Below are 19,097 nucleotides of genomic sequence, written 5' to 3' on the forward strand. Positions count from 1 at the left end.
AAAAGGAGGCAAATGCCTCCTTTTTGATTTTTCGCGTAACGATTAGGCGGACTGGCGCAGATTTCGCGCCGCTTGCACCATATTCGCCAGCGCGGCGCGGGTTTCCGGCCAGCCGCGAGTTTTCAGGCCGCAGTCCGGGTTAACCCACAGTCGCTCCACCGGGATACGCTGCGCAGCTTTCTTCAGCAGCGCTTCGATCCACTCCACGCTCGGCACGTTTGGCGAGTGAATATCATATACTCCCGGCCCGATCTCATTGGGGTACTCGAACGCTTCGAACGACTCCAGCAGCTCCATATCGGACCGCGAGGTTTCAATGGTGATCACGTCAGCGTCCAGCGCGGCAATGGAGTCCATGATGTCATTGAACTCGCAATAGCACATGTGAGTATGGATCTGCGTGTCGTCTTTGGCGACCGCAGCATTAAGGCGGAAGGCTTCCACACCCCACTGCAGATAGGCATCCCAGTCGCTGCGCTTCAGCGGTAACCCTTCGCGCAGCGCCGGCTCATCAATCTGGATGATGCCGATCCCCGCCGCCTCCAGATCCGCCACTTCATCACGCAGGGCCAGCGCAATCTGTTTCGCGATGGTTTCACGGCTGACATCCTCCCGCGGGAAGGACCAGCACAGAATGGTCACCGGTCCAGTGAGCATCCCTTTCACCGGCTTGTCGGTCAGCGACTGCGCGTACTTCGCCCAGTCGACGGTGATCGCCTGCGGACGGCTGACGTCGCCGATCACCACCGGCGGCTTCACGCAGCGGGAACCATAGCTCTGCACCCAGCCGTTTTGCGTGAAGATAAAACCGTCCAGATGTTCGCCGAAGTATTCCACCATGTCGTTCCGCTCGGCCTCCCCGTGCACCAGTACGTCTAAACCTAACCGCTCCTGCTCGACGATCGCCTGCTTAATATGTTCCGCAATCCCCGTCCGATAATGACTGGCGTCAAGGTTACCCTTTTTGAAGTTCAGGCGCAGGCCGCGGATCTCGGTCGTTTGCGGAAATGACCCGATGGTGGTGGTCGGCCATTTCGGCAGGTTAAAGCGCTGGCGCTGTGCCTGCGCGCGAACCTCATAGGGGCTGGCGCGCTGGCTGTCCTGAGCAGTGATCGCCGCCAGCCGTTTTTCCACCTCCGCGTTGTGCACGCGGGTCGAATGGCGACGGGCCTGGATTGGCGCGCTCCACTCGGTAATCGCCGCCGTATCGCCGCTGTTCAGCGCATCGCGCAGCAGCGCCAGCTCACCGCATTTCTGCAGCGCGAAGGCAAACCAGCTCTTCACTTCCGCATCAAGGCGCGTCTCCACGCTCAGATCGATCGGGCTATGCAGCAGAGAGCAGGATGACGCGACCCATAGCTCGCGCTTACCGACGAGGTCTTTAATTTGCGCATACTTTTCGGTGAGATCGGCGCGCCAGACGTTACGCCCATTGATCAAGCCCGCGGACAGCAGCCAGTCGGCCGGCAGGCGGTTGTGCAGTTCGGCAACATCATCTTTGCCGTGCACCAGATCGACGTGCAGCCCCTGGACCGGTAGCGCAGCAATGGTCGCGAGATTGTCGCTAACGCCTTCAAAATAGGTAGTCAGCAGCAGCTTCACCTGGCCCTGCAGGGCGTCATAAGCCGGTTGAAAGGCCTCCAGCCACGCTGGCGGCAGCTCCAGCACCAGCGCCGGTTCATCAATCTGCACCCAATCGATACCGCGCTTCGCCAGTTCGGCCAGCACCTGCTGGTAAACCGGCAGGATGGTATTCAGCAGGGTCAGGCGGTCAAACGGTTCACCTTTCACTTTACCCAGCCACAGATAGGTTACCGGCCCCAGCAGCACGGGCTTGATCTTGTGGCCCAGCGCCAGCGCTTCGTCTACTTCATCCAGCAGTTGGGTCCAGCTCAGTTTGAACTGCTGGCCCTTCACGAACTCCGGCACCATATAGTGATAGTTGGTGTTAAACCATTTGGTCATTTCCGCAGCGGCGGCCGGTTCGCCAGTCGGCGCGCGGCCGCGGCCAATGCGGAACAGGGTATCGATGTCGATGGATCCGTCTTTGTTCTGATGACGAGCCGGCACGTTGCCAAGCAGCAGGCTGGTAGTCAGAACATGGTCGTACCAGGCGAAATCCCCCACCGGCAGCAGATCAACGCCCGCCTGTTTCTGCTGCTCCCAGTGACGGGCGCGCAGCTCACGGCCTACCGCCAGCAGTTCCTCGCGAGTGGCGTTGCCCGCCCAGTAGCTCTCTTGCGCTTTTTTCAGCTCGCGGTGCAGGCCAACGCGAGGAAAACCGAGGGTGTGGTTAATAATTGTCATTTTTGTTCCTCTCTTATTTCATTGAATCTGAAGAAAAACTCTCAATAGTTCGGCTTGCAGGAAGGCGGCAACGATGCGCATCCCCAGGAGCTTACTGAAGGAAGTGACTGGGGTAAGCAAGGCAGCCAACGCATCTGCAAGTCGAAATATGACGAGTTTTAGACGTCCAGATGTTTACACATCCATAATTGACAGTTACTGTATATTCCTCAAGCGCAAATTGCTCATGGCGAAGTGAAGGACTTTCATGATCGAAATTAAACATCTGAAAACGCTGCAAGCGTTGCGGAACAGCGGTTCACTGGCGGGTGCGGCAGCGGCCCTGCACCAGACCCAGTCCGCCTTGTCTCACCAGTTCAGCGATCTGGAACAGCGCCTTGGCTTTCGTCTCTTTGTGCGTAAGAGCCAGCCGCTGCGTTTTACTCCTCAGGGGGAAATCCTCTTACAGCTGGCCAACCAGGTGCTGCCGCAGATCGCTCGCGCCCTGCAGGACTGTAACGAACCACAGCAGACCCGGCTGAGGCTGGCTATCGAATGTCACAGCTGTATTCAGTGGCTGACGCCGGCGCTGGAGAATTTCCGCGCCCGCTGGCCACATGTGGAGGTCGACTTCCATTCCGGCGTCACCTTCGACCCACAGCCTGCGCTGCAGCAGGGTGAACTGGATCTGGTGATGACCTCCGATATTCTGCCGCGCAGCGGCCTGCACTACTCGCCGATGTTTGATTTTGAGGTGCGTCTGGTGCTGGCGCCCGAGCATCCGTTAGCTATGAAGACGCTGGTTACCCCGGAGGATCTGGCCGCGGAAACGCTGTTGATTTATCCCGTGCAGCGCGGGCGCCTCGATATCTGGCGCCACTTCCTGCAGCCGGCCGGCATCAGCCCGCAGCTGAAAAGCGTCGATAACACGCTGTTGTTGATCCAGATGGTGGCTGCCCGGATGGGCATCGCCGCGCTGCCGCACTGGGTGGTGGAAAGCTTTGAACGCCAGGGCCTGGTGGTCACCAAAACCCTGGGTGAGGGGTTATGGAGCCGGTTGTACGCGGCCGTTCGCGATGGCGAACAGCGTCAACCGGTCACCGAAGCGTTTATTCGCTCTGCACGGAACCACGCCTGCGATCATCTGCCGTTTGTCCGGAGTGCGGAGCGACCCAGCGGCGATGGACCCACAGCGAGGCCAGGATCACCAACGCTCCGCTAATAAAGCTCGGCCAGTGCGGCTGCTCCTGCCAGATGGCAAGGTTAACCAGCAGCCCGGCGGGGACATGGACGTTATTCATGATCCCCAGCGTGCCGGCATCCACCTGGGTGGCGCCATAGTTCCACATAAAGTAACCCAGCCCGGAAGCCACCACGCCGAGCCACACCAGCACGCTCCACTGCAGCGTGGTGGTCGGCAGCTTCTGGGCGTTGCCGAGCATAAACCACGCCGCCACTGCCACGATAAAGGCCCCGACATAGAACCAGGCAAAGGCATTGTGCTGCGGCATCGGACGCACCTCCATCAGACGCTTATACCCCACCATACCGATGGCGAAGCAGAGGTTTGACAGCTGTACCAGTAACAGCCCGGTCCAGAAATGATCGCTGACTTTGTCATAGCGGATAATCGCCGCCCCCAGCACCGCCAGCGCGGCACTCAGCAGATAGCCCCAGCGCAGCTTACGTCCGCTGAGCAGGTCGTAGATCAGCGTGATATACAGGGGAGTAAACACGGTAAACAGCAGAAATTCCGAGACCGTCAGATAGAGATAGGCGCGGAAAGCCAGCAGGTACATGATGCCTAGCTGCATCGCGCCCACCAGCATATAGAGCACGATCGTGCGCGGAGACTGGCCGCGCGTGCGCAGGAAAGGCAGGAACACTAGCGCCGCCAGGCCCACGCGCATCAGCACCGAAAAATAGCTGTCGACGCTACCGGCCAGGTATTCGCCAATCAGGCTAAAAGAAAAGGCCCACAGGATAGTGGTGATAATTAACAGCGCCACAATGGTCGTCTCGTTGGATAAAGAACAGGCATTGTAGCGAAGAGTCAGGTTGACGACTGGACACTTATTCGCCAGTCGTCAATCTTTTTCAGTCGAGGTATAGCTTACGCAGGTAGTGCGGGACAGCATCGTCGGCGTTACTGCCGATCACTTCCAGTTCCGGATGCAGATCCTTCAGCCGCTGGTGGGCGTTGGCCATGATGCAGCCTTTGCCAGCCATCGACAGCATCTCAGCGTCGTTCATACCGTCGCCGAAGGCGATGCAATCGGAAAGAGTGTAGCCGAGCATCTTCGCCACCGCCTCCAGCGCATGCCCCTTCGATACCCCACCCGCCATGACTTCCAGGCAGGTTAAGGTGGAGAAGCTGACGTTCACCCGATCGCCCCAGCGGGCGTTCATCGCCTGCTCCAGCGGCAGCAGATGCTCATGATCCTCGCAGGTAAAGAATACTTTGCTGATCCCCTGCGGATCCAGTTCGCCCGGCTCATACAGCTTGTAGTTAAACACCGCCTCCTTGAAGAAGCGCATCTCTTCCGGACGATGGCGGTTCATATACCACTCGTCTTCCCGATAAACGTTAGTGACGATTTTCGGGTCGTTACGCACGATCTCAAACAGGTCGGCGGCAATATCGCGATCGAGGTTATGGGCAAAGATTTGCTGACCATCGCTATCGTGAACGCGGGCGCCGTTAGAGGTGATCATGTACGACCGGATGCCGAGATTATCGCGGATTTGCCCGACGTCGATGTAGTGACGGCCGGTGGCGAAGACGAAATTGATCCCACGGGCGGTAAGCAGCTTCAGCGTCTCTTTGGCATACGGGGTCAGGAAATGATCGGGGGAAAGCAGCGTGCCGTCTAAATCAGACGCAACAACCTGGTACATAAAAAAGTTAACCTCTAAGCAGGGCGACGAGCGTTATCGTCGGATTAAGTATGTCGATTGAAAAACTCGACGATGGCATTGAGCGCGACTGAGCGCATAGCGTCCTTTTCAAAAAGGATCTCATGATATGCCCCTTCAATGACGAGCGGCTTACCGCCCTCACAGGGATGGCCGGCAGCGGCCCGTAATTCGCAATAGAGGTCGTGCATCAGATTATCGACCACCCGCTCCTCCTCCGCCTGTAAAAGCAGCGTCGGGGCGGTATCTTTTTCCACATTCGCCAGCACTTCGTCGCCGGCCAGCATACCCTCACGCACCCAGTGCCAGGTCGGACCGCCGACCTGCAGCCGCGGCTCATCGGCATAGAAGCGCAGGTTGCGACGATAGCGTTGCCGACTGTGCGTCAGCACGTTAACGGCAAAAGGCAGCGCCCGCCAGCGCCCGGTGCCGATGGCATACTCTTCGCGAATGCGCTGATGGCCCTCAGCCCAGTCGAGAATATGGCGCACCATCCAGTCCGGCAGCCGAATGATAATCCCGAACATCGGCGCGCAGAGCGCTATTGCATCGCAATGCGCCCGGTAACGTTGCAGAAAAAGCGTGGCAATCGCTCCGCCCATAGAATGAGCAAGGATAAACCGTTTTCGCCAGTGTCCAGGAACCACCTGCTGCTGCCAGAGCGCGGCCAGGTCATCAACATAGTCGCTGAAGTTAACCACGTGTCCGCGGTGGGTATCTGAGAGCAGGCGGCCCGAGCGTCCCTGCCCGCGATGGTCAATGATCATCACGTCAAAGCCGCAGTGAAAGAGATCGTAGGCCACTTCAGCATACTTCACGTAGCTTTCAATGCGCCCGGGGCAAATCAACACCAGACGATCGTTATGTTGCGCGCAAAAGCGGACAAAGCGTACCGGTACATCGTCGACGCCTTTAAATTCAGCTTCTTCGCGCTGTCGCCAGAAATCCGTCAGCGGCCCCATGCTAAAGGCCGCAAACGCGTTTTCTCGTGTTTCCCAGTCCTTTTTCTGCCCAAACATCGGGTTTACACCCCTGTTAACCGCTGAAAATCGTTTTTTTACCGTGTATCACACAATGCTGACACAATAGCGTATTGTGGCATAAAAACAGACAATCAGGGAGTTTCTCATGACCATTGAGTGGTGGTTCGCCTACCTGCTGACATCAATTATTCTCAGCCTGTCGCCGGGTTCCGGAGCGATTAATACCATGACCACTTCCATTAACCACGGATACCGCGGCGCGGCGGCGTCGATTGCCGGTTTGCAGACTGGGCTGGCCATTCATATCGTGCTGGTTGGCGTTGGTCTCGGCACTCTCTTCTCCCGCTCGGTGCTGGCCTTTGAGGTGCTGAAGTGGGCCGGCGCCGCCTACCTGATCTGGCTGGGTATCCAGCAATGGCGGGCGGCAGGGGCGATCGACCTGAATACGCTGGCGAAGGCGCAGACGCGCGGCAAACTGTTCCAGCGCGCGGTGTTCGTAAATCTCACCAATCCCAAAAGCATTGTTTTTCTGGCCGCCCTGTTTCCGCAGTTTATCCTGCCGCACCAGCCGCAGGTGATGCAATATCTCGTTCTGGGCGTCACCACCATCGTCGTCGATATCATTGTGATGATTGGCTATGCGACCCTGGCGCAGCGCATTTCCGCATGGATCAAAGGGCCAAAGCAGATGAAGGCGTTGAACAAAGTCTTTGGTTCACTGTTTATGCTGGTCGGGGCGCTGCTCGCCTCCGCCCGCCATGCCTGAATCATGGAATCTCGCTCGCAAAGAGAGGCTCGCCAGGTGAACGACGCTTTCTCTCTGCGCGAGCCGGCGCGCAAAGTGGGTAATTAATTTTTTTGCCCGCTGTCGGCGCTGAACCCGCCGTGCCAGGATGCCGCCAGATACGTGATTCATGGATGAACGGCAATGGCGGAAACGGCGACCCCTCATGATGCGATATTTAAAACTTTTCTCTCACGGGTAGAGACGGCGCGCGATTTTATCGAGCTCCACCTGCCTCCGTCGTTAACACAGATCTGCAAACTGGACACCCTGCGTCTGGAATCCGGCAGCTTTCTCGAAGACGATCTCAGGCCTTACTACAGCGATATCCTTTATTCGCTGGAAACCACCCGCGGTTCGGGCTATGTCCATGTTCTGATCGAGCACCAGAGCGCACCCGATAAGCTGATGGCCTTTCGCTTAATGCGCTATGCCATCGCCGCCATGCAGCGGCACCTGGAGAGCGGCCATAAAACGCTGCCTCTGGTTATCCCTATTCTCTTCTATCAGGGACGACGCAGCCCCTATCCCTGGTCGATGTGCTGGCTGGATAATTTTGCCGATCCTGAGACCGCCAGCCAGCTGTATAGCGGGGCGTTTCCGCTGGTCGATATCACGGTGATCCCCGACGACGACATCATGCAGCACCGCAGCATGGCAGCCCTGACGCTGGTGCAAAAGCACATCCGCCAGCGCGATATGGCGCAATTGCTGGATAAGTTGACCCACCTCTTAATGCTGGAGCAGATGAGCGGACAACAAATCACCGTATTGGTAAACTATATGGCTCAGGCAGGGGATGCCGAAGATACTCGGACACTCTTGTACGGGCTGGCACAGCGCGTGCCGCAGCATGGAGGATTACTGATGACGCTGGCGGAAACATGGCTTGCAGAAGGTATGGAGAAAGGCATCAGGGAAGGCGTACAGCAAGGCATAAAAGAAGGGAAACACCAGGCTCTGGTGCAGGTTGCCGAAGCGATGCGCAGTCGCGGTATTGATGACCAGGCGATTATGGAAATGACCGGTCTGTCTGAAGACGAGCTGCAGCGGCTTCGCCACTGATACTTTCCCACCCGGAAACAACCGGGTGGGAAACAGCATGCCGGTTAACGCGAGATAATCAGGTGGATGCCGAAGCCCGCAAACAGCGTACCGGCGATACCGTCGATCCACTTCGCCATCCGCTGATAGCCGCGGCGCATCCCCGGCAGGGCGAACAGGCTGGCAACCACCATAAACCAGGCCAGCGTCTCAACGATAATCAGCAGGAAAATGCCCCAGCGCGCGCCGGCGCCGACGCTGTCACCCACGAACAGCGAAAACACCGAGCCGAAGTAGATAATTGCTTTCGGATTCGCCAGATTGGTCAGCAATCCCTTCACGAAGCTGCGTCCGCTGCGGGCCAGCTCCACCTGCGGCTCCGCCGAGGCCACCGTCTCTTTTTTCAGCGCGCCACGCAGCATCTGGTAGCCCATCCAGCATAGATACAGGCCCCCGCCGACCATAATAATGTTATGCAGCCACGCCATCCGGGCGAGGATCAGGTTCAGGCCGAGCAGCGCCACTCCCGCCCAGACCATGACGCCGCAGGTGATCCCCAGCACACCCATCATCGCCTCTCTGCGCGAGCGGCTGATGGCCGTTTGTGAGACAAAGAAAAAGTCCGGCCCCGGGCTCATCAGCGCAATGATATGCACCAGCGCCACGGTGAGGAAAAGCATCAGCATAGTTAACCCGCAGGAAAATAATAAAGAGAGAAACTATTCTGGCACTTTTTCAGCCAGCTGACTACTCATCGTCGCCATCAACATGCGCCCGGATCAGCGCCATAAACGGCTTCCCGAAACGCTCGAGCTTGCGTGTCCCCACGCCGTTGACGCTGAGCATCTCGCCGGCGGTCAGCGGCGATTGTTCGGCCATCTCGATAAGCGTCGCGTCGTTGAAGACCACATATGGCGGGATGTTCTCTTCGTCGGCGATCGCTTTACGTAATTTGCGCAGCTTGGCGAACAGTTTACGGTCGTAATTGCCGCCAAAGGATTTCTGCATCGCCTTTGGCTTCAGCGCCACGATACGCGGCACGGCGAGCTGCAGCGGCACTTCGCCACGCAGCACCGGTCGCGCGGCTTCGGTCAGCTGCAGCGCGGAGTGCTGGGCGATATTCTGCGTCACCAGCCCAAGGTGGATCAGCTGGCGGATCACGCTCACCCAGTGCTCGTGACTTTGCTCCCGGCCGATACCGTAAACCGGCAGCTTATCGTGGCCCATCTCTCGGATGCGCTGGTTGTTGGCCCCGCGCAGGACCTCCACCACGTAACCCATTCCGAAGCGTTGATTGACCCGGTAAATCGTTGAAAGCGCCTTGCGGGCGTCCATTAAGCCATCGTACTGCTTTGGCGGGTCAAGACAGATATCGCAGTTGCCGCACGGCTCCTGACGCCCTTCGCCAAAATAGTTCAGCAGCACCAGACGGCGACAGGTCTGCGCTTCGGCAAACGCCCCCATCGCATTCAGCTTATGCCGTTCGATATCCTGTAGCGGCCCGGCGGGTTTTTCTTCCAGACAGCGGCGCAGCCACGCCATATCCGCCGGATCGTAAAACAGCATCGCTTCCGCCGGCAGGCCATCACGCCCGGCGCGGCCGGTCTCCTGATAGTAGGATTCAATATTGCGCGGAATATCAAAATGCACCACAAAGCGGACGTTCGGCTTGTTAATGCCCATCCCGAAGGCCACCGTCGCCACCACGATCTGCAGATCGTCGCGCTGGAATTTCTCCTGCACCTCGGCGCGCACGTCGTTTTCCAGACCGGCATGGTAAGCCGCCGCGCTAATACCGCGGCTTTGCAGCCTGGCGGCGGTGTCTTCCACTTTCGAACGGCTGTTGCAGTAGATAATGCCCGATTTGCCGCGCTGATCCTGAACGTAGCGCATCAGCTGATCGAGCGGCTTGAATTTCTCCATCAGCATATAGCGGATGTTTGGACGGTCGAAGCTGCTGACCTGAATCAGCGGATCGTTAAGCCCCAGCAGGCGGACGATATCGCGGCGGGTGGTATCATCGGCGGTGGCGGTCAACGCCATAAACGGGATCTGCGGCATCCGCTGACGCAGCTGGCCCAGCGCGGCATATTCCGGACGGAAGTCATGGCCCCACTGCGAGATACAGTGCGCCTCGTCTACCGCCAGCATCGCCAGGTTCCAGTTCGCCAGATGCTCAAGAAAGTTATCCAGCATCAGCCGTTCCGGCGCGATATACAGCAGACGAACCTGCCCGCTGCGGCAGCCGGCCATCACCTCCTGCTGCTGCTCGCGGCTTTGCGTCGAGTTCAGACAAGCCGCCGCCACGCCGTTGGCCAGCAGCTGATCGACCTGGTCCTTCATCAGCGAGATCAGCGGTGAGACCACGACCGTCAGACCGCCCATGACCAGCGCCGGCACCTGATAGCACAGCGACTTGCCGCCACCGGTCGGCATGACCACCAGGCAGTCCCGGCCTTCGAGCGCCGTCTCGATAATCGTTTCCTGGCCAGGACGGAACTGCTGGTAGCCGAAGGTCTCTTGTAAAACCTGCTTAGCCAGCGATTCCTGATTTAATACTTCCGCCTGTGCCACGTTGACCCCATTTGCCTGAAAAGAAAACAGGCGCTATTTTCAGCGCCTGCGAGCCAGAGTGCAACGATTAAAACAGATCGTTGAGCATTAGCCCGACGCCGACGCGCGTTTGGTTAAAGTTATAGTCGATAAGCGACTCGCCATAGCCGCTGTAGATCTGCGTATAGGCGCGAACATGTTTGGTAATGGGATAGCTCACGCCAAGTTCCGCCCCGCCGTAGCCGGTGTTCCAGTTGTATTGCCCCTGCGCGCTGAGGATCGCCTCTCCCAGCTGGTAGCCCACCTTCAGCCGGTAATAGCCCATATATTTGGTGATATCCGGGTTATCATCGGTGTTGCCCACCACATACCAGGGCTTCACTTCCACCAGCCAGTTACCGTTTTGCGCCATCAGGCGGGCATAAAGCCGATTCCAGCTGCGCGAGGTGGGGTCGGAACGCCCATTCGAGTCGTGGTTATACCCCATCTCGATATCGCGCAGCGTCCAGCCGGCAAACTGGTAGTCGGTCGCAAAGCCCAAAAACAGCTGGGGTTCATAATTGGTTTCGCGAAACGGCGCCGACTCTTTGCTGTTAGAGAGCTGCCACCAGGATTTCTGGGTATAGGACGCGCCCAGCAGCGAATTATCGCCCAGGATACCGCGCCACAGCGGGAACGCCAGGCTTAGCTGAAACTTCACTTCATCTTTACGGGCATTTTCGGCCCAGTCATAGCTGCGGATCGCCTCTTTATTGAGGTCGCTGGTCCACGTATAGAGCAGATAGTTGCTCTCATAAGGGTAGAGCAGGAAAGGATTATCATGGTCCTGGAGCAGGTTGGCGATAATGCTGCCGCGCACTGCCGGTTTGTCGTGTACCGACGCGTCCTGCGCCATAACACCGGCCGGTAGCGCGCACAGCGCCACCAGGCAGGCCAAAGAGATACGCATGCTGGTCTCCTGAAAAATAGTTTTTATTTTTGTTTAACCTGAAGCCATTCTACCTGTTTATTAATCACCTGCCCCCTAATCCGCTCCGAAAGTGGAAATCAATATTTTAGAAGCATAAAATCAACATTTTATTAACGAATGGAACCGGTGTTATGTCTGAACTTACTGCCGAAGCAGCCCTGAAACTGGTAGGGGAGATTTTCGTCTATCACATGCCGTTTAACCGCGCCCTCGGTCTCGAACTGGAACGCTACGAAAAAGCGTTTGCCCAGCTTAGCTTTAATAATCAGCCGATGATGGTCGGCAACTGGGCGCAAAGCATTCTGCATGGCGGGGTGATCGCCTCCGCGCTGGACGTTGCCGCTGGCCTGGTCTGCGTCGGCAGTACCCTTACCCGCCATGACACCATCAACGAAGAAGAGTTGCGCCAACGGCTTTCCCGTATGGGAACCATCGACCTGCGCGTGGACTACCTGCGTCCGGGCCGCGGCGAACGTTTTACCGCCACTAGCACCCTGCTGCGCGCCGGCAATAAAGTGGCGGTTGCCCGCGTGGAACTGCATAACGAAGCTCAGGTCTATATTGCCAGCGCAACGGCCACCTATATGGTGGGTTGATTGGCCAAAATCGAGTAACATCACTCTCTTTGGCAATGGATTTTACCGATGGATGCGAAACAGACGCGGTTGGGGATCATTCTGGCCCTCGCCGCCTACTTTATCTGGGGTATCGCGCCAGCGTACTTCAAACTTATCTACTATGTTCCCGCCGATGAAATTCTAACCCATCGCGTGATCTGGTCTTTCTTCTTCATGGTGGCGCTCATCAGCGTCAGCCGCCAGTGGCCACAGGTGAAAAAGCTGCTGAAAACGCCGCGCAAGATCTTCCTGCTGGCGCTCTCGGCAGTGCTGGTCGGCGGTAACTGGCTGTTGTTCATCTGGGCGGTGAATAACCACCATATGCTGGAAGCCAGCCTCGGCTACTTTATCAACCCGCTGGTGAATATTTTGTTGGGGATGATTTTCCTCGGCGAACGCTTCCGTCGTCTGCAGTGGCTGGCGGTGCTCCTCGCCTTTTGCGGCGTGCTGGTCCAGCTGTGGACCTTTGGTTCGCTGCCGATAATCGGTCTTGGGCTGGCTTTCAGTTTTGCCTTTTACGGCCTGGTGCGAAAGAAAATTGCTGTCGATGCGCAAACCGGCATGCTGGTGGAAACGCTGTGGCTGCTGCCGGTGGCGGCAATCTGGTTGTTCGGCATCACCGACAGCCCGACCAGCCATATGGGCGAGAACCCCTGGTCGCTCAATCTGCTGCTGATGGCCGCGGGCGTGGTGACCACCATCCCTTTGCTGTGCTTTACCGGGGCGGCAACGCGTCTGCGGCTCTCCACGCTGGGCTTTTTCCAGTACATCGGCCCAACGCTGATGTTCCTGCTGGCGGTGACGTTCTACGGCGAAGTGCCGGGCAAGGATAAAATGGTGACCTTTGGCTTTATCTGGGTCGCGCTGGCGGTGTTTATCGTCGATGCGCTGTATACCCAGCGCCGGTTGCGCAGAGGCTAAGCCTGCATCAACCAGTAAAGAAGGGAGCCGACGCTCCCTTTTTTTACAGCCAGTTTTTGCGCTTGAAGTAGAGATACGGCGCCAGGCCGGCCAGCATCATAAACACAATGGCTCCCGGATAACCAAAGCTCCAGTGTAGTTCGGGCATAAATTCAAAGTTCATCCCGTAACTGGAGGCCACCAGAGTTGGCGGCAGGAATACCACCGAGACCACCGAGAAGATCTTGATGATGCGGTTCTGCTCGATATTGATAAAACCCATCGCCGCCTGCATCAGGAAGTTCACCTTCTGGAACAGCGATTCGTTGTGCGGCAGCAGAGATTCGATATCGCGCAGGATCTCCCGCGCCTGCTCCAGCTGGCCCGCCGGCAGGCGCGCCTTGCGCACGAGGAAGTTCAGCGCGCGCTGGGTATCCATCAGACAGAGGCGCACCTTCCAGCCGATATCTTCCAGTTCCGCCAGCGTCGACAGCGCTTCGTCGTACTCGTCGCCCTGATGGCCTTCCATAATGACGCGGCTCAGCTTTTCCAGGTCGCTGTAGATGTTTTCAATTTCATCCGCCAGCTGCTCGATTTTGGTCTCGAACAGGTCGAGCAGCAGTTCGTAGGCGTTGCCGTCAACCAGCGTCTGGTTACGCACGCGCATACGGTAGAGGCGGAAAGCGGGTAGTTCGCGCTCGCGCAGCGTAAACAGGCGGCCTTCGCGGATGGTAAACGCCACGGTAGAGTTGCCGGCGTGATCGTCGGCATCTTCAAAAAAGAAGAACGAGTGGATGTGTAACCCGTCTTCATCTTCAAAGAAACGCGCGGAGGCTTCGATATCTTCCAGTTCCGGGCGCGTCGCCAGGTTTTGACCCAGTTCCGTCTGCACGCGGCTTCGCTCATCGTCGTCAGGCTCGACCAGATCGACCCACACCGAGCTGGCGAGGTGTTTGATCTCATCGGCTTCCAGGCGCGTTAAACGATTGTTTTCCAGTTGAAATGCGCTCAGCATGACCGGGACTCCCAATGCAAAAAAATTATCGGACAGTTCGGTGGGCACACAGAAACAAATTGGGTTTCAGACCATTAAGCCTGACTCAGCGCGACGGGAATGGGGCAGGTCGCTGACAACCGCTAAGGCTATCAGCATAAGAGGATAGCCTTAGGAGTTGTTCCTGAATGACAGGAAGTTGAGCCAGCATCTACTGGGTGTGTCCAAGGCGAATGTCCTCTTAGCGTAATCGTGCGCGCATGTTACGCCAGCGCAAAATCGGCGTCAACACGCAACGGAACGCGAAAGCGCAAATCAGGCGCCTTAACGTATAAAGGTAGCAGAATATTACAAAATAATGATATTTTTCTTAAAGTTACACTGCCTCCAGCCGGGCGTAAGCCGCCACCAGCCATTTGATTCCCTGGCCCTGAAAAGCCACCTGCAGTCGGCTGTGCTCGCCGCTGCCTTCGAGGTTGACAATAGTGCCTTCGCCAAACTTCGGATGCCGTACGCGCTGGCCTAACTTGTAGCCGGTATCGCTCTCGGCAATCGGCGCGCCCAGTCGCTGATGGTTTACCGGGCGGCTCACCGTGGCTCGCAGACGCACTTCTTCTACGCACTCCTGCGGCAGCTCGCCGATAAAGCGCGACGGGCGGTGATAAACCTCTTTCCCGTACAGACGGCGGGTTTCCGCATAGGTCAGCGTCAGCTTCTGCATGGCGCGCGTTACGCCGACGTAGGCCAGGCGACGCTCCTCTTCCAGGCGGCCGCCTTCATCAAGGGCCATCTGGCTCGGGAACATCCCTTCTTCGACGCCGACGATGAACACCTGCGGGAACTCCAGCCCTTTCGCCGAGTGCAGGGTCATCAGCTGAACCGCGTCCTGCCAGGTGTCCGCCTGCCCCTCGCCCGCTTCCAGCGCGGCGTGGGAGAGGAACGCCTGCAGCGGCATCAGATCTTCATCTTCTTCGTTGTAGCTGAACTGGCGCGTCGCCGTCACCAGCTCCTCTAAGTTTTCAATACGGGTCTGGCCCTTCTCGCCTTTCTCCTGCTCGTACATCGCGCGCAGGCCGGAGTCTTTAATCACCCGATCGGTCTGAACGTGCAGCGGCATATCGGTGGTCTCCTGCGCCAGCGCGTCAATCAGCTCCATAAAGCGCTGCAGGGCGCTGGCGGCGCGACCGGCCAGCGCTTTTTCTTTCAATAGCTCGCGACTGGCCTGCCATAGCGTCAGCTGGCGATCGCGCGACGTCTGGCGCACCACGTCCAGCGTGCGGTCGCCAATGCCGCGGGTCGGCGTATTGACTACGCGCTCAAAGGCCGCGTCGTCGTTGCGGTTGGCGATAAGGCGCAGGTAAGAGAGCGCGTCTTTGATTTCCTGACGCTCGAAGAAGCGCATGCCGCCGTAGATACGATACGGCATGCTGGCCTGCAGGAGGGCCTCTTCCAGCACACGCGACTGGGCGTTACTGCGATAGAGAATGGCGCATTGCTCCAGCGCGCCGCCGTTCTCCTGCCAGGTTTTAATTCGGTTCACCACAAAGCGCGCTTCGTCGAGATCGTTGAAGGCGCAGTACAGCGAAATCGGCTCGCCGTCGGCGCCGTCGGTCCACAGCTTTTTGCCCAGGCGCCCGTTGTTGTTTTCAATCAGGGCGTTGGCAGCGCTAAGAATATTGCTGGTTGAACGATAGTTCTGCTCCAGGCGAATAGTTTCCGCGCCGGGGAAGTCGTTAAGGAAGCGCTGAATGTTCTCGACCTGCGCGCCGCGCCAGCCATAGATAGACTGATCGTCATCGCCGACGATCATCACCTTGCCGGTATCGCCCGCCAGCAGGCGGATCCAGGCGTACTGAATGTTGTTGGTATCCTGGAATTCATCGACGAGGATATTGGTGAAGCGCTCGCGGTAGTGCTGCAGGATATGCGGTTTGTTCAGCCACAGCTCGTGGGCGCGCAGCAGCAGCTCGGCGAAGTCCACCAGCCCGGCGCGGTCGCAGGCTTCCTGATAGGCCTGATAGACCTTCTGCCAGGTCTGCTCGACCGGGTTGCCGTAGCTCTGAATATGATGCGGGCGCAGTCCTTCATCTTTCTGGCTGTTGATGTACCACATCGCCTGGCGCGGCGGCCACTGTTTCTCATCGAGGTTCATCGCCTTAATCAGACGCTTCAGCAGACGCAGCTGGTCTTCGCTGTCGAGGATTTGAAAGTCCTGCGGCAGGTTGGCATCCAGATGGTGCGCGCGCAGCAAACGGTGCGCCAGGCCGTGGAAGGTGCCCACCCACATGCCGCCCTGGGTGGTGCCCATCAGCTGGCCGATACGGTGACGCATCTCCGCCGCCGCTTTGTTGGTAAAGGTCACCGCCATAATGGAATACGGGGAACAGTTCTCCACGCTCAGCAGCCAGGCGATACGGTGCACCAGAACGCGCGTCTTACCACTGCCCGCCCCTGCCAGAACCAGCATATTGGTGCGCGAGGCCGCTACGGCTTCACGCTGTTTGTCATTAAGGCTGTCGAGCAGGTAAGAAACGTCCATTGGCACCGCCGGAAGAGAAGGGGTTCCACGAACCCCTGTTAATATATACAGAGTGACTGGTGATTATATCAGCGAGGTCAGAGATGCCAACCGTGAAATTTCAATATGCGGCAGCAGGCGGCTGTCCGCGGTGTGCATCAGGTCCGCGCCTTGCGGTTTGATCCAGCAGGCCTGCATCCCACAGCGAATAGCGCCGGCCACGTCGGTGGTCAGATCATCGCCGACGTGCAGAATCTGCCCGAGCGGCACATTCAGACGCTCCGCCGCAAGGTGGTACATGTCGGCAAACGGCTTGGAGCGGCCATCCGGCCCGGCGCGCAGCACGAAGCGGAAATAGTCGCTCAGACCGAACAGTTCCGGGCGGGCGTTGCCATTGGTAATCGCCACCAGCGGCCACTTCTTCGCCAGCTTCGCCAGCGTATCGTGCGTTTCCTGCGGGACATCGACGCGGCTGCGCCAGTGGGCGAAGTGTTCCATCGCCGCATCGGCCCCCGCTTTCGCCGCTTCGGCGGAGAGCCCGGCATTACGCATACCTAACTCCAGCGCACGGTGGCGCCAGACGGTCACGTCATGATAAATCTCAGGTTCAGCAGCCAGCAGCGTCTGACGCAGCTGATTAAGCTCATGGGCGTCGAACTGGCTGAGCGAAGGATGGTAGCTGCGCACAAAGGCCAGCGACTCGTGCATCGTCCGGTCAATCACCGGGCGGTTATCGTAAAGGGTATCGTCCAGGTCAAACGTCAGCGCGGAAATCTGGCCCAGAGGTCGGTAAAAACGCATTATTTCCCCCGTTTAGCGCGCGGATGCGCGGCATCGTACACCGAGGCAAGGTGTTGAAAATCAAGATGGGTATAGATTTGGGTGGTGGAGAGGTTAGCATGCCCCAGCAGCTCCTGCACGCCGCGCAGATCGCCGCTCGACTCCAGCATATGGGTGGCAAAGGAGTGGCGCAGCTTGTGCGGGTGCACATGGCTGTTCAGCCCCTGCTTAATGCCCCACTCGGCGAATCGCTTCTGTACGTTGCGCGCCGAAATACGTTTGCCCAGCTTCGACAAAAACAGCGCGTCGTCATCGGTACCGAACAGGCCGCGCAAATCCAGCCAGTGCTCAATCCATGCCACCGCGTTGCGACCGATCGGCAAACGACGCTCCTTGCTGCCTTTGCCCATCACCCAGACCTCACCGCTTTCGAGATCGAGGTGTTTGATATCCAGGTTGACCAGTTCGGACAAACGCAATCCCGCGCCGTACATCACCTCCAGCATCGCCCGATCGCGCACCGCCAGCGGATCGTTGAGATCGATATCCAGCAGTCGATTGACGTCATCGACGTCAATATTTTTTGGCAGGTGGCGGGGAATTTTCGGCGCGGCAATCCCCTTCGCCGGATTGGCGCTGAGCTCGCCCTGGCCGACCAGCCAGTCGAAGAAACTGCGCAGCGCCGACAGGCGAAGCGCCAGGCTTGCCGGGCCTAACCCCGCGCGGCGACTACGCACCGCAAAGCTTCGCACCTGAGCGGCATCGCACTGCGACCAGCTTTTCAGGCCCGCCTCATCCGCCAGGGCGATCAGCGCGTCCAGCTGTCGCTGGTAATTCAGTAACGTGATCGGGCTGAGCTGGCGTTCAACGCCAAGATGGCGAAGAAAGCGGGCGACGGCGGAGAAGAGAGGAGAATCGGTCATGCGCGTTCAATCCAGCGCTCCAGCAGGCCGGGCAGCATCTGGGCAATCTCCTGCAACAGCTGCGTCCCCTGCCCTGGCTGATAATGCTGCGCATCGCGGCTGCTGAAGAGCATCACCCCCGGGGCATTATCGCCCCCCAGCAGCGATATCGCCACAGACCCAATGGCCTTCGCCTCCGGCAGCACCACCAGCAGCTCCGGGCCGTTCAGCGGTCCAAGATAGTGGCGCGCCTGGCCCAGACGTTGAATACGGATCGGCTCAAACGCCTGCCGGTTTAATGCCAGATGGGTAAACTTCGAGGGCGCGCCGAGGCGCCAGCAGTCAGGAAACAGGCGCACCGTGGCGCCCGCCAGCCCCAGCTCGCGTGCCCAGCGGTGAAGGCGGTTGAGCATATCGTCAAGGCTCTCCGCCGCCGCCAGCCGCGTTTGCAGCTGCAGCAGGCGCTGGAACAGGCTTTCATTAGCGACCGCCTGCTCCATCAGCAGCGACATATTTTCTTCCAGCACATGAATATGGTTACGCGCCCGCATCATGTGCCACTCCACCAGCGAAATCGTACCGCGTACCGGATGCGGGACGCGGAGATGTTCGACCTGGGCGGCATTACGAATAAAAAATTCAGGATGTTGCAACAGATAGTCCACCACTGCGCGATCGTTCAACGCGCTGGCAACCTCCTGCTGTTCTTCCCCGATTGGTTTCATAAATGAATAAATCCATCATAGACATGGGCCGCCGGGCCGGTCATAAACAGCGGCTGGCCCGGGCCTTTCCAGGCGATATCAAGTCGACCGCCGGGTAATTCCACGCGTACCGTTTCCGCCAGCAG

General features: G+C 58.3%; 18 protein-coding genes and 1 pseudogene. 5 read left to right on the forward strand and 14 right to left on the reverse strand.

Annotated elements, in window-relative coordinates:
• Positions 1-42: 42 nt before the first annotated feature.
• Positions 43-2,307, reverse strand: coding sequence for a 5-methyltetrahydropteroyltriglutamate--homocysteine S-methyltransferase (metE, locus tag KHQ28_RS25670; protein ID WP_032418218.1), 2,265 nt, complete (start codon positions 2,305-2,307; stop codon positions 43-45).
• 247 nt (positions 2,308-2,554) lie between these two features.
• On the opposite strand from metE, the gene metR reads away from it, so the two are divergent.
• On the forward strand, positions 2,555-3,508 hold the full coding sequence (gene metR, locus KHQ28_RS25675) for an HTH-type transcriptional regulator MetR (protein WP_002883415.1): 954 nt from the start codon (positions 2,555-2,557) through the stop codon (positions 3,506-3,508).
• Here the strand turns inward: metR and KHQ28_RS25680 are convergent.
• The 3 genes from KHQ28_RS25680 to pldB all read right to left on the reverse strand — a co-directional run bounded on the left by KHQ28_RS25680 (position 3,396) and on the right by pldB (position 6,221).
• On the reverse strand, positions 3,396-4,295 hold the full coding sequence (locus KHQ28_RS25680; protein ID WP_032418219.1) for a carboxylate/amino acid/amine transporter: 900 nt from the start codon (positions 4,293-4,295) through the stop codon (positions 3,396-3,398). The genes metR and KHQ28_RS25680 overlap by 113 nt on opposite strands.
• Positions 4,296-4,383: 88 nt before the next feature.
• Complete coding sequence (gene yigL, locus KHQ28_RS25685) at positions 4,384-5,184, reverse strand: sugar/pyridoxal phosphate phosphatase YigL (protein ID WP_004146466.1); 801 nt, start codon at positions 5,182-5,184, stop codon at positions 4,384-4,386.
• A gap of 44 nt (positions 5,185-5,228) precedes the next feature.
• On the reverse strand, positions 5,229-6,221 hold the full coding sequence (pldB, locus tag KHQ28_RS25690; RefSeq protein ID WP_032418220.1) for a lysophospholipase L2: 993 nt from the start codon (positions 6,219-6,221) through the stop codon (positions 5,229-5,231).
• 109 nt (positions 6,222-6,330) lie between these two features.
• Here pldB and rhtB point away from each other — a divergent pair, with 109 nt between their 5' ends.
• Both rhtB and KHQ28_RS25700 read left to right on the forward strand, forming a co-directional pair.
• Positions 6,331-6,951 (forward strand): homoserine/homoserine lactone efflux protein, encoded by a 621-nt coding sequence (rhtB, locus tag KHQ28_RS25695; protein WP_002883411.1) that lies wholly within the window; start codon positions 6,331-6,333, stop codon positions 6,949-6,951.
• Positions 6,952-7,113: 162 nt separating this feature from the next.
• Positions 7,114-8,034 (forward strand): Rpn family recombination-promoting nuclease/putative transposase, encoded by a 921-nt coding sequence (locus tag KHQ28_RS25700; protein ID WP_032418221.1) that lies wholly within the window; start codon positions 7,114-7,116, stop codon positions 8,032-8,034.
• Between the two features lie 44 nt (positions 8,035-8,078).
• Here KHQ28_RS25700 and rhtC read toward each other — a convergent pair whose 3' ends face one another.
• The 3 genes from rhtC to pldA all read right to left on the reverse strand — a co-directional run bounded on the left by rhtC (position 8,079) and on the right by pldA (position 11,515).
• Entirely contained in the window at positions 8,079-8,699 is a 621-nt protein-coding gene (gene rhtC / locus KHQ28_RS25705; protein WP_004177928.1) for a threonine export protein RhtC, read from the reverse strand.
• Positions 8,700-8,760: 61 nt separating this feature from the next.
• Positions 8,761-10,587, reverse strand: a complete 1,827-nt coding sequence (gene recQ, locus KHQ28_RS25710; protein WP_004152055.1) for an ATP-dependent DNA helicase RecQ — start codon at positions 10,585-10,587, stop codon at positions 8,761-8,763.
• A gap of 67 nt (positions 10,588-10,654) precedes the next feature.
• On the reverse strand, positions 10,655-11,515 hold the full coding sequence (gene pldA / locus KHQ28_RS25715) for a phospholipase A (RefSeq protein WP_002883408.1): 861 nt from the start codon (positions 11,513-11,515) through the stop codon (positions 10,655-10,657).
• A gap of 152 nt (positions 11,516-11,667) precedes the next feature.
• Between pldA and yigI the strand changes: the two genes are divergently transcribed.
• Positions 11,668-12,132, forward strand: coding sequence for an acyl-CoA thioesterase YigI (gene yigI, locus KHQ28_RS25720; RefSeq protein WP_002883404.1), 465 nt, complete (start codon positions 11,668-11,670; stop codon positions 12,130-12,132).
• Between the two features lie 48 nt (positions 12,133-12,180).
• Entirely contained in the window at positions 12,181-13,074 is an 894-nt protein-coding gene (gene rarD / locus KHQ28_RS25725) for an EamA family transporter RarD (RefSeq protein ID WP_004187777.1), read from the forward strand.
• A 43-nt stretch (positions 13,075-13,117) separates the two neighbouring features.
• On the opposite strand, the gene corA is transcribed toward rarD, so the two are convergent.
• The 7 genes and pseudogenes from corA to dapF all read right to left on the reverse strand — a co-directional run.
• Entirely contained in the window at positions 13,118-14,068 is a 951-nt protein-coding gene (gene corA, locus KHQ28_RS25730) for a magnesium/cobalt transporter CorA (protein ID WP_002883400.1), read from the reverse strand.
• Positions 14,069-14,218: 150 nt separating this feature from the next.
• Positions 14,219-14,275 (reverse strand): YsgD/CorL family protein, encoded by a 57-nt coding sequence (gene ysgD, locus KHQ28_RS29715; protein WP_349815745.1) that lies wholly within the window; start codon positions 14,273-14,275, stop codon positions 14,219-14,221.
• Between the two features lie 148 nt (positions 14,276-14,423).
• A complete protein-coding gene (uvrD, locus tag KHQ28_RS25735) occupies positions 14,424-16,586 on the reverse strand; it encodes a DNA helicase II (RefSeq protein ID WP_002883398.1) in 2,163 nt (720 codons plus the stop codon).
• 63 nt (positions 16,587-16,649) lie between these two features.
• Positions 16,650-17,366 carry a 5-amino-6-(5-phospho-D-ribitylamino)uracil phosphatase YigB gene (yigB, locus tag KHQ28_RS25740; protein ID WP_002883397.1) on the reverse strand — a complete coding sequence of 239 codons (717 nt, stop codon included), beginning with the start codon at positions 17,364-17,366 and terminating at the stop codon, positions 16,650-16,652.
• A complete protein-coding gene (gene xerC / locus KHQ28_RS25745) occupies positions 17,366-18,268 on the reverse strand; it encodes a tyrosine recombinase XerC (protein ID WP_002883396.1) in 903 nt (300 codons plus the stop codon). Before xerC ends, yigB begins: the two co-directional genes overlap by 1 nt.
• A complete protein-coding gene (locus tag KHQ28_RS25750) occupies positions 18,265-18,972 on the reverse strand; it encodes a DUF484 domain-containing protein (protein WP_002883395.1) in 708 nt (235 codons plus the stop codon). Before KHQ28_RS25750 ends, xerC begins: the two co-directional genes overlap by 4 nt.
• A pseudogene (dapF, locus tag KHQ28_RS25755) lies at positions 18,969-19,097 on the reverse strand (diaminopimelate epimerase); the annotation flags it as partial. The gene KHQ28_RS25750 and the pseudogene dapF, both read right to left, overlap by 4 nt.

Origin of the sequence: Klebsiella sp. 28 (genome assembly GCF_018223905.1) — a bacterium.
GTDB lineage: Bacteria > Pseudomonadota > Gammaproteobacteria > Enterobacterales > Enterobacteriaceae > Klebsiella > Klebsiella pneumoniae.

Coding starts and splice junctions, on each gene's coding strand:
- metR (WP_002883415.1), top strand. CDS start 2,555: ATGATCGAAATTAAACATCTGAAAACGCTGCAAGCGTTGCGGAACAGC.
- xerC (WP_002883396.1), bottom strand. CDS start 18,268: ATGACCGATTCTCCTCTCTTCTCCGCCGTCGCCCGCTTTCTTCGCCAT.
- corA (WP_002883400.1), bottom strand. CDS start 14,068: ATGCTGAGCGCATTTCAACTGGAAAACAATCGTTTAACGCGCCTGGAA.
- rarD (WP_004187777.1), top strand. CDS start 12,181: ATGGATGCGAAACAGACGCGGTTGGGGATCATTCTGGCCCTCGCCGCC.
- metE (WP_032418218.1), bottom strand. CDS start 2,307: ATGACAATTATTAACCACACCCTCGGTTTTCCTCGCGTTGGCCTGCAC.
- KHQ28_RS25700 (WP_032418221.1), top strand. CDS start 7,114: ATGGCGGAAACGGCGACCCCTCATGATGCGATATTTAAAACTTTTCTC.
- yigI (WP_002883404.1), top strand. CDS start 11,668: ATGTCTGAACTTACTGCCGAAGCAGCCCTGAAACTGGTAGGGGAGATT.
- yigB (WP_002883397.1), bottom strand. CDS start 17,366: ATGCGTTTTTACCGACCTCTGGGCCAGATTTCCGCGCTGACGTTTGAC.
- uvrD (WP_002883398.1), bottom strand. CDS start 16,586: ATGGACGTTTCTTACCTGCTCGACAGCCTTAATGACAAACAGCGTGAA.
- pldA (WP_002883408.1), bottom strand. CDS start 11,515: ATGCGTATCTCTTTGGCCTGCCTGGTGGCGCTGTGCGCGCTACCGGCC.
- rhtC (WP_004177928.1), bottom strand. CDS start 8,699: ATGCTGATGCTTTTCCTCACCGTGGCGCTGGTGCATATCATTGCGCTG.
- KHQ28_RS25750 (WP_002883395.1), bottom strand. CDS start 18,972: ATGAAACCAATCGGGGAAGAACAGCAGGAGGTTGCCAGCGCGTTGAAC.
- rhtB (WP_002883411.1), top strand. CDS start 6,331: ATGACCATTGAGTGGTGGTTCGCCTACCTGCTGACATCAATTATTCTC.
- yigL (WP_004146466.1), bottom strand. CDS start 5,184: ATGTACCAGGTTGTTGCGTCTGATTTAGACGGCACGCTGCTTTCCCCC.
- pldB (WP_032418220.1), bottom strand. CDS start 6,221: ATGTTTGGGCAGAAAAAGGACTGGGAAACACGAGAAAACGCGTTTGCG.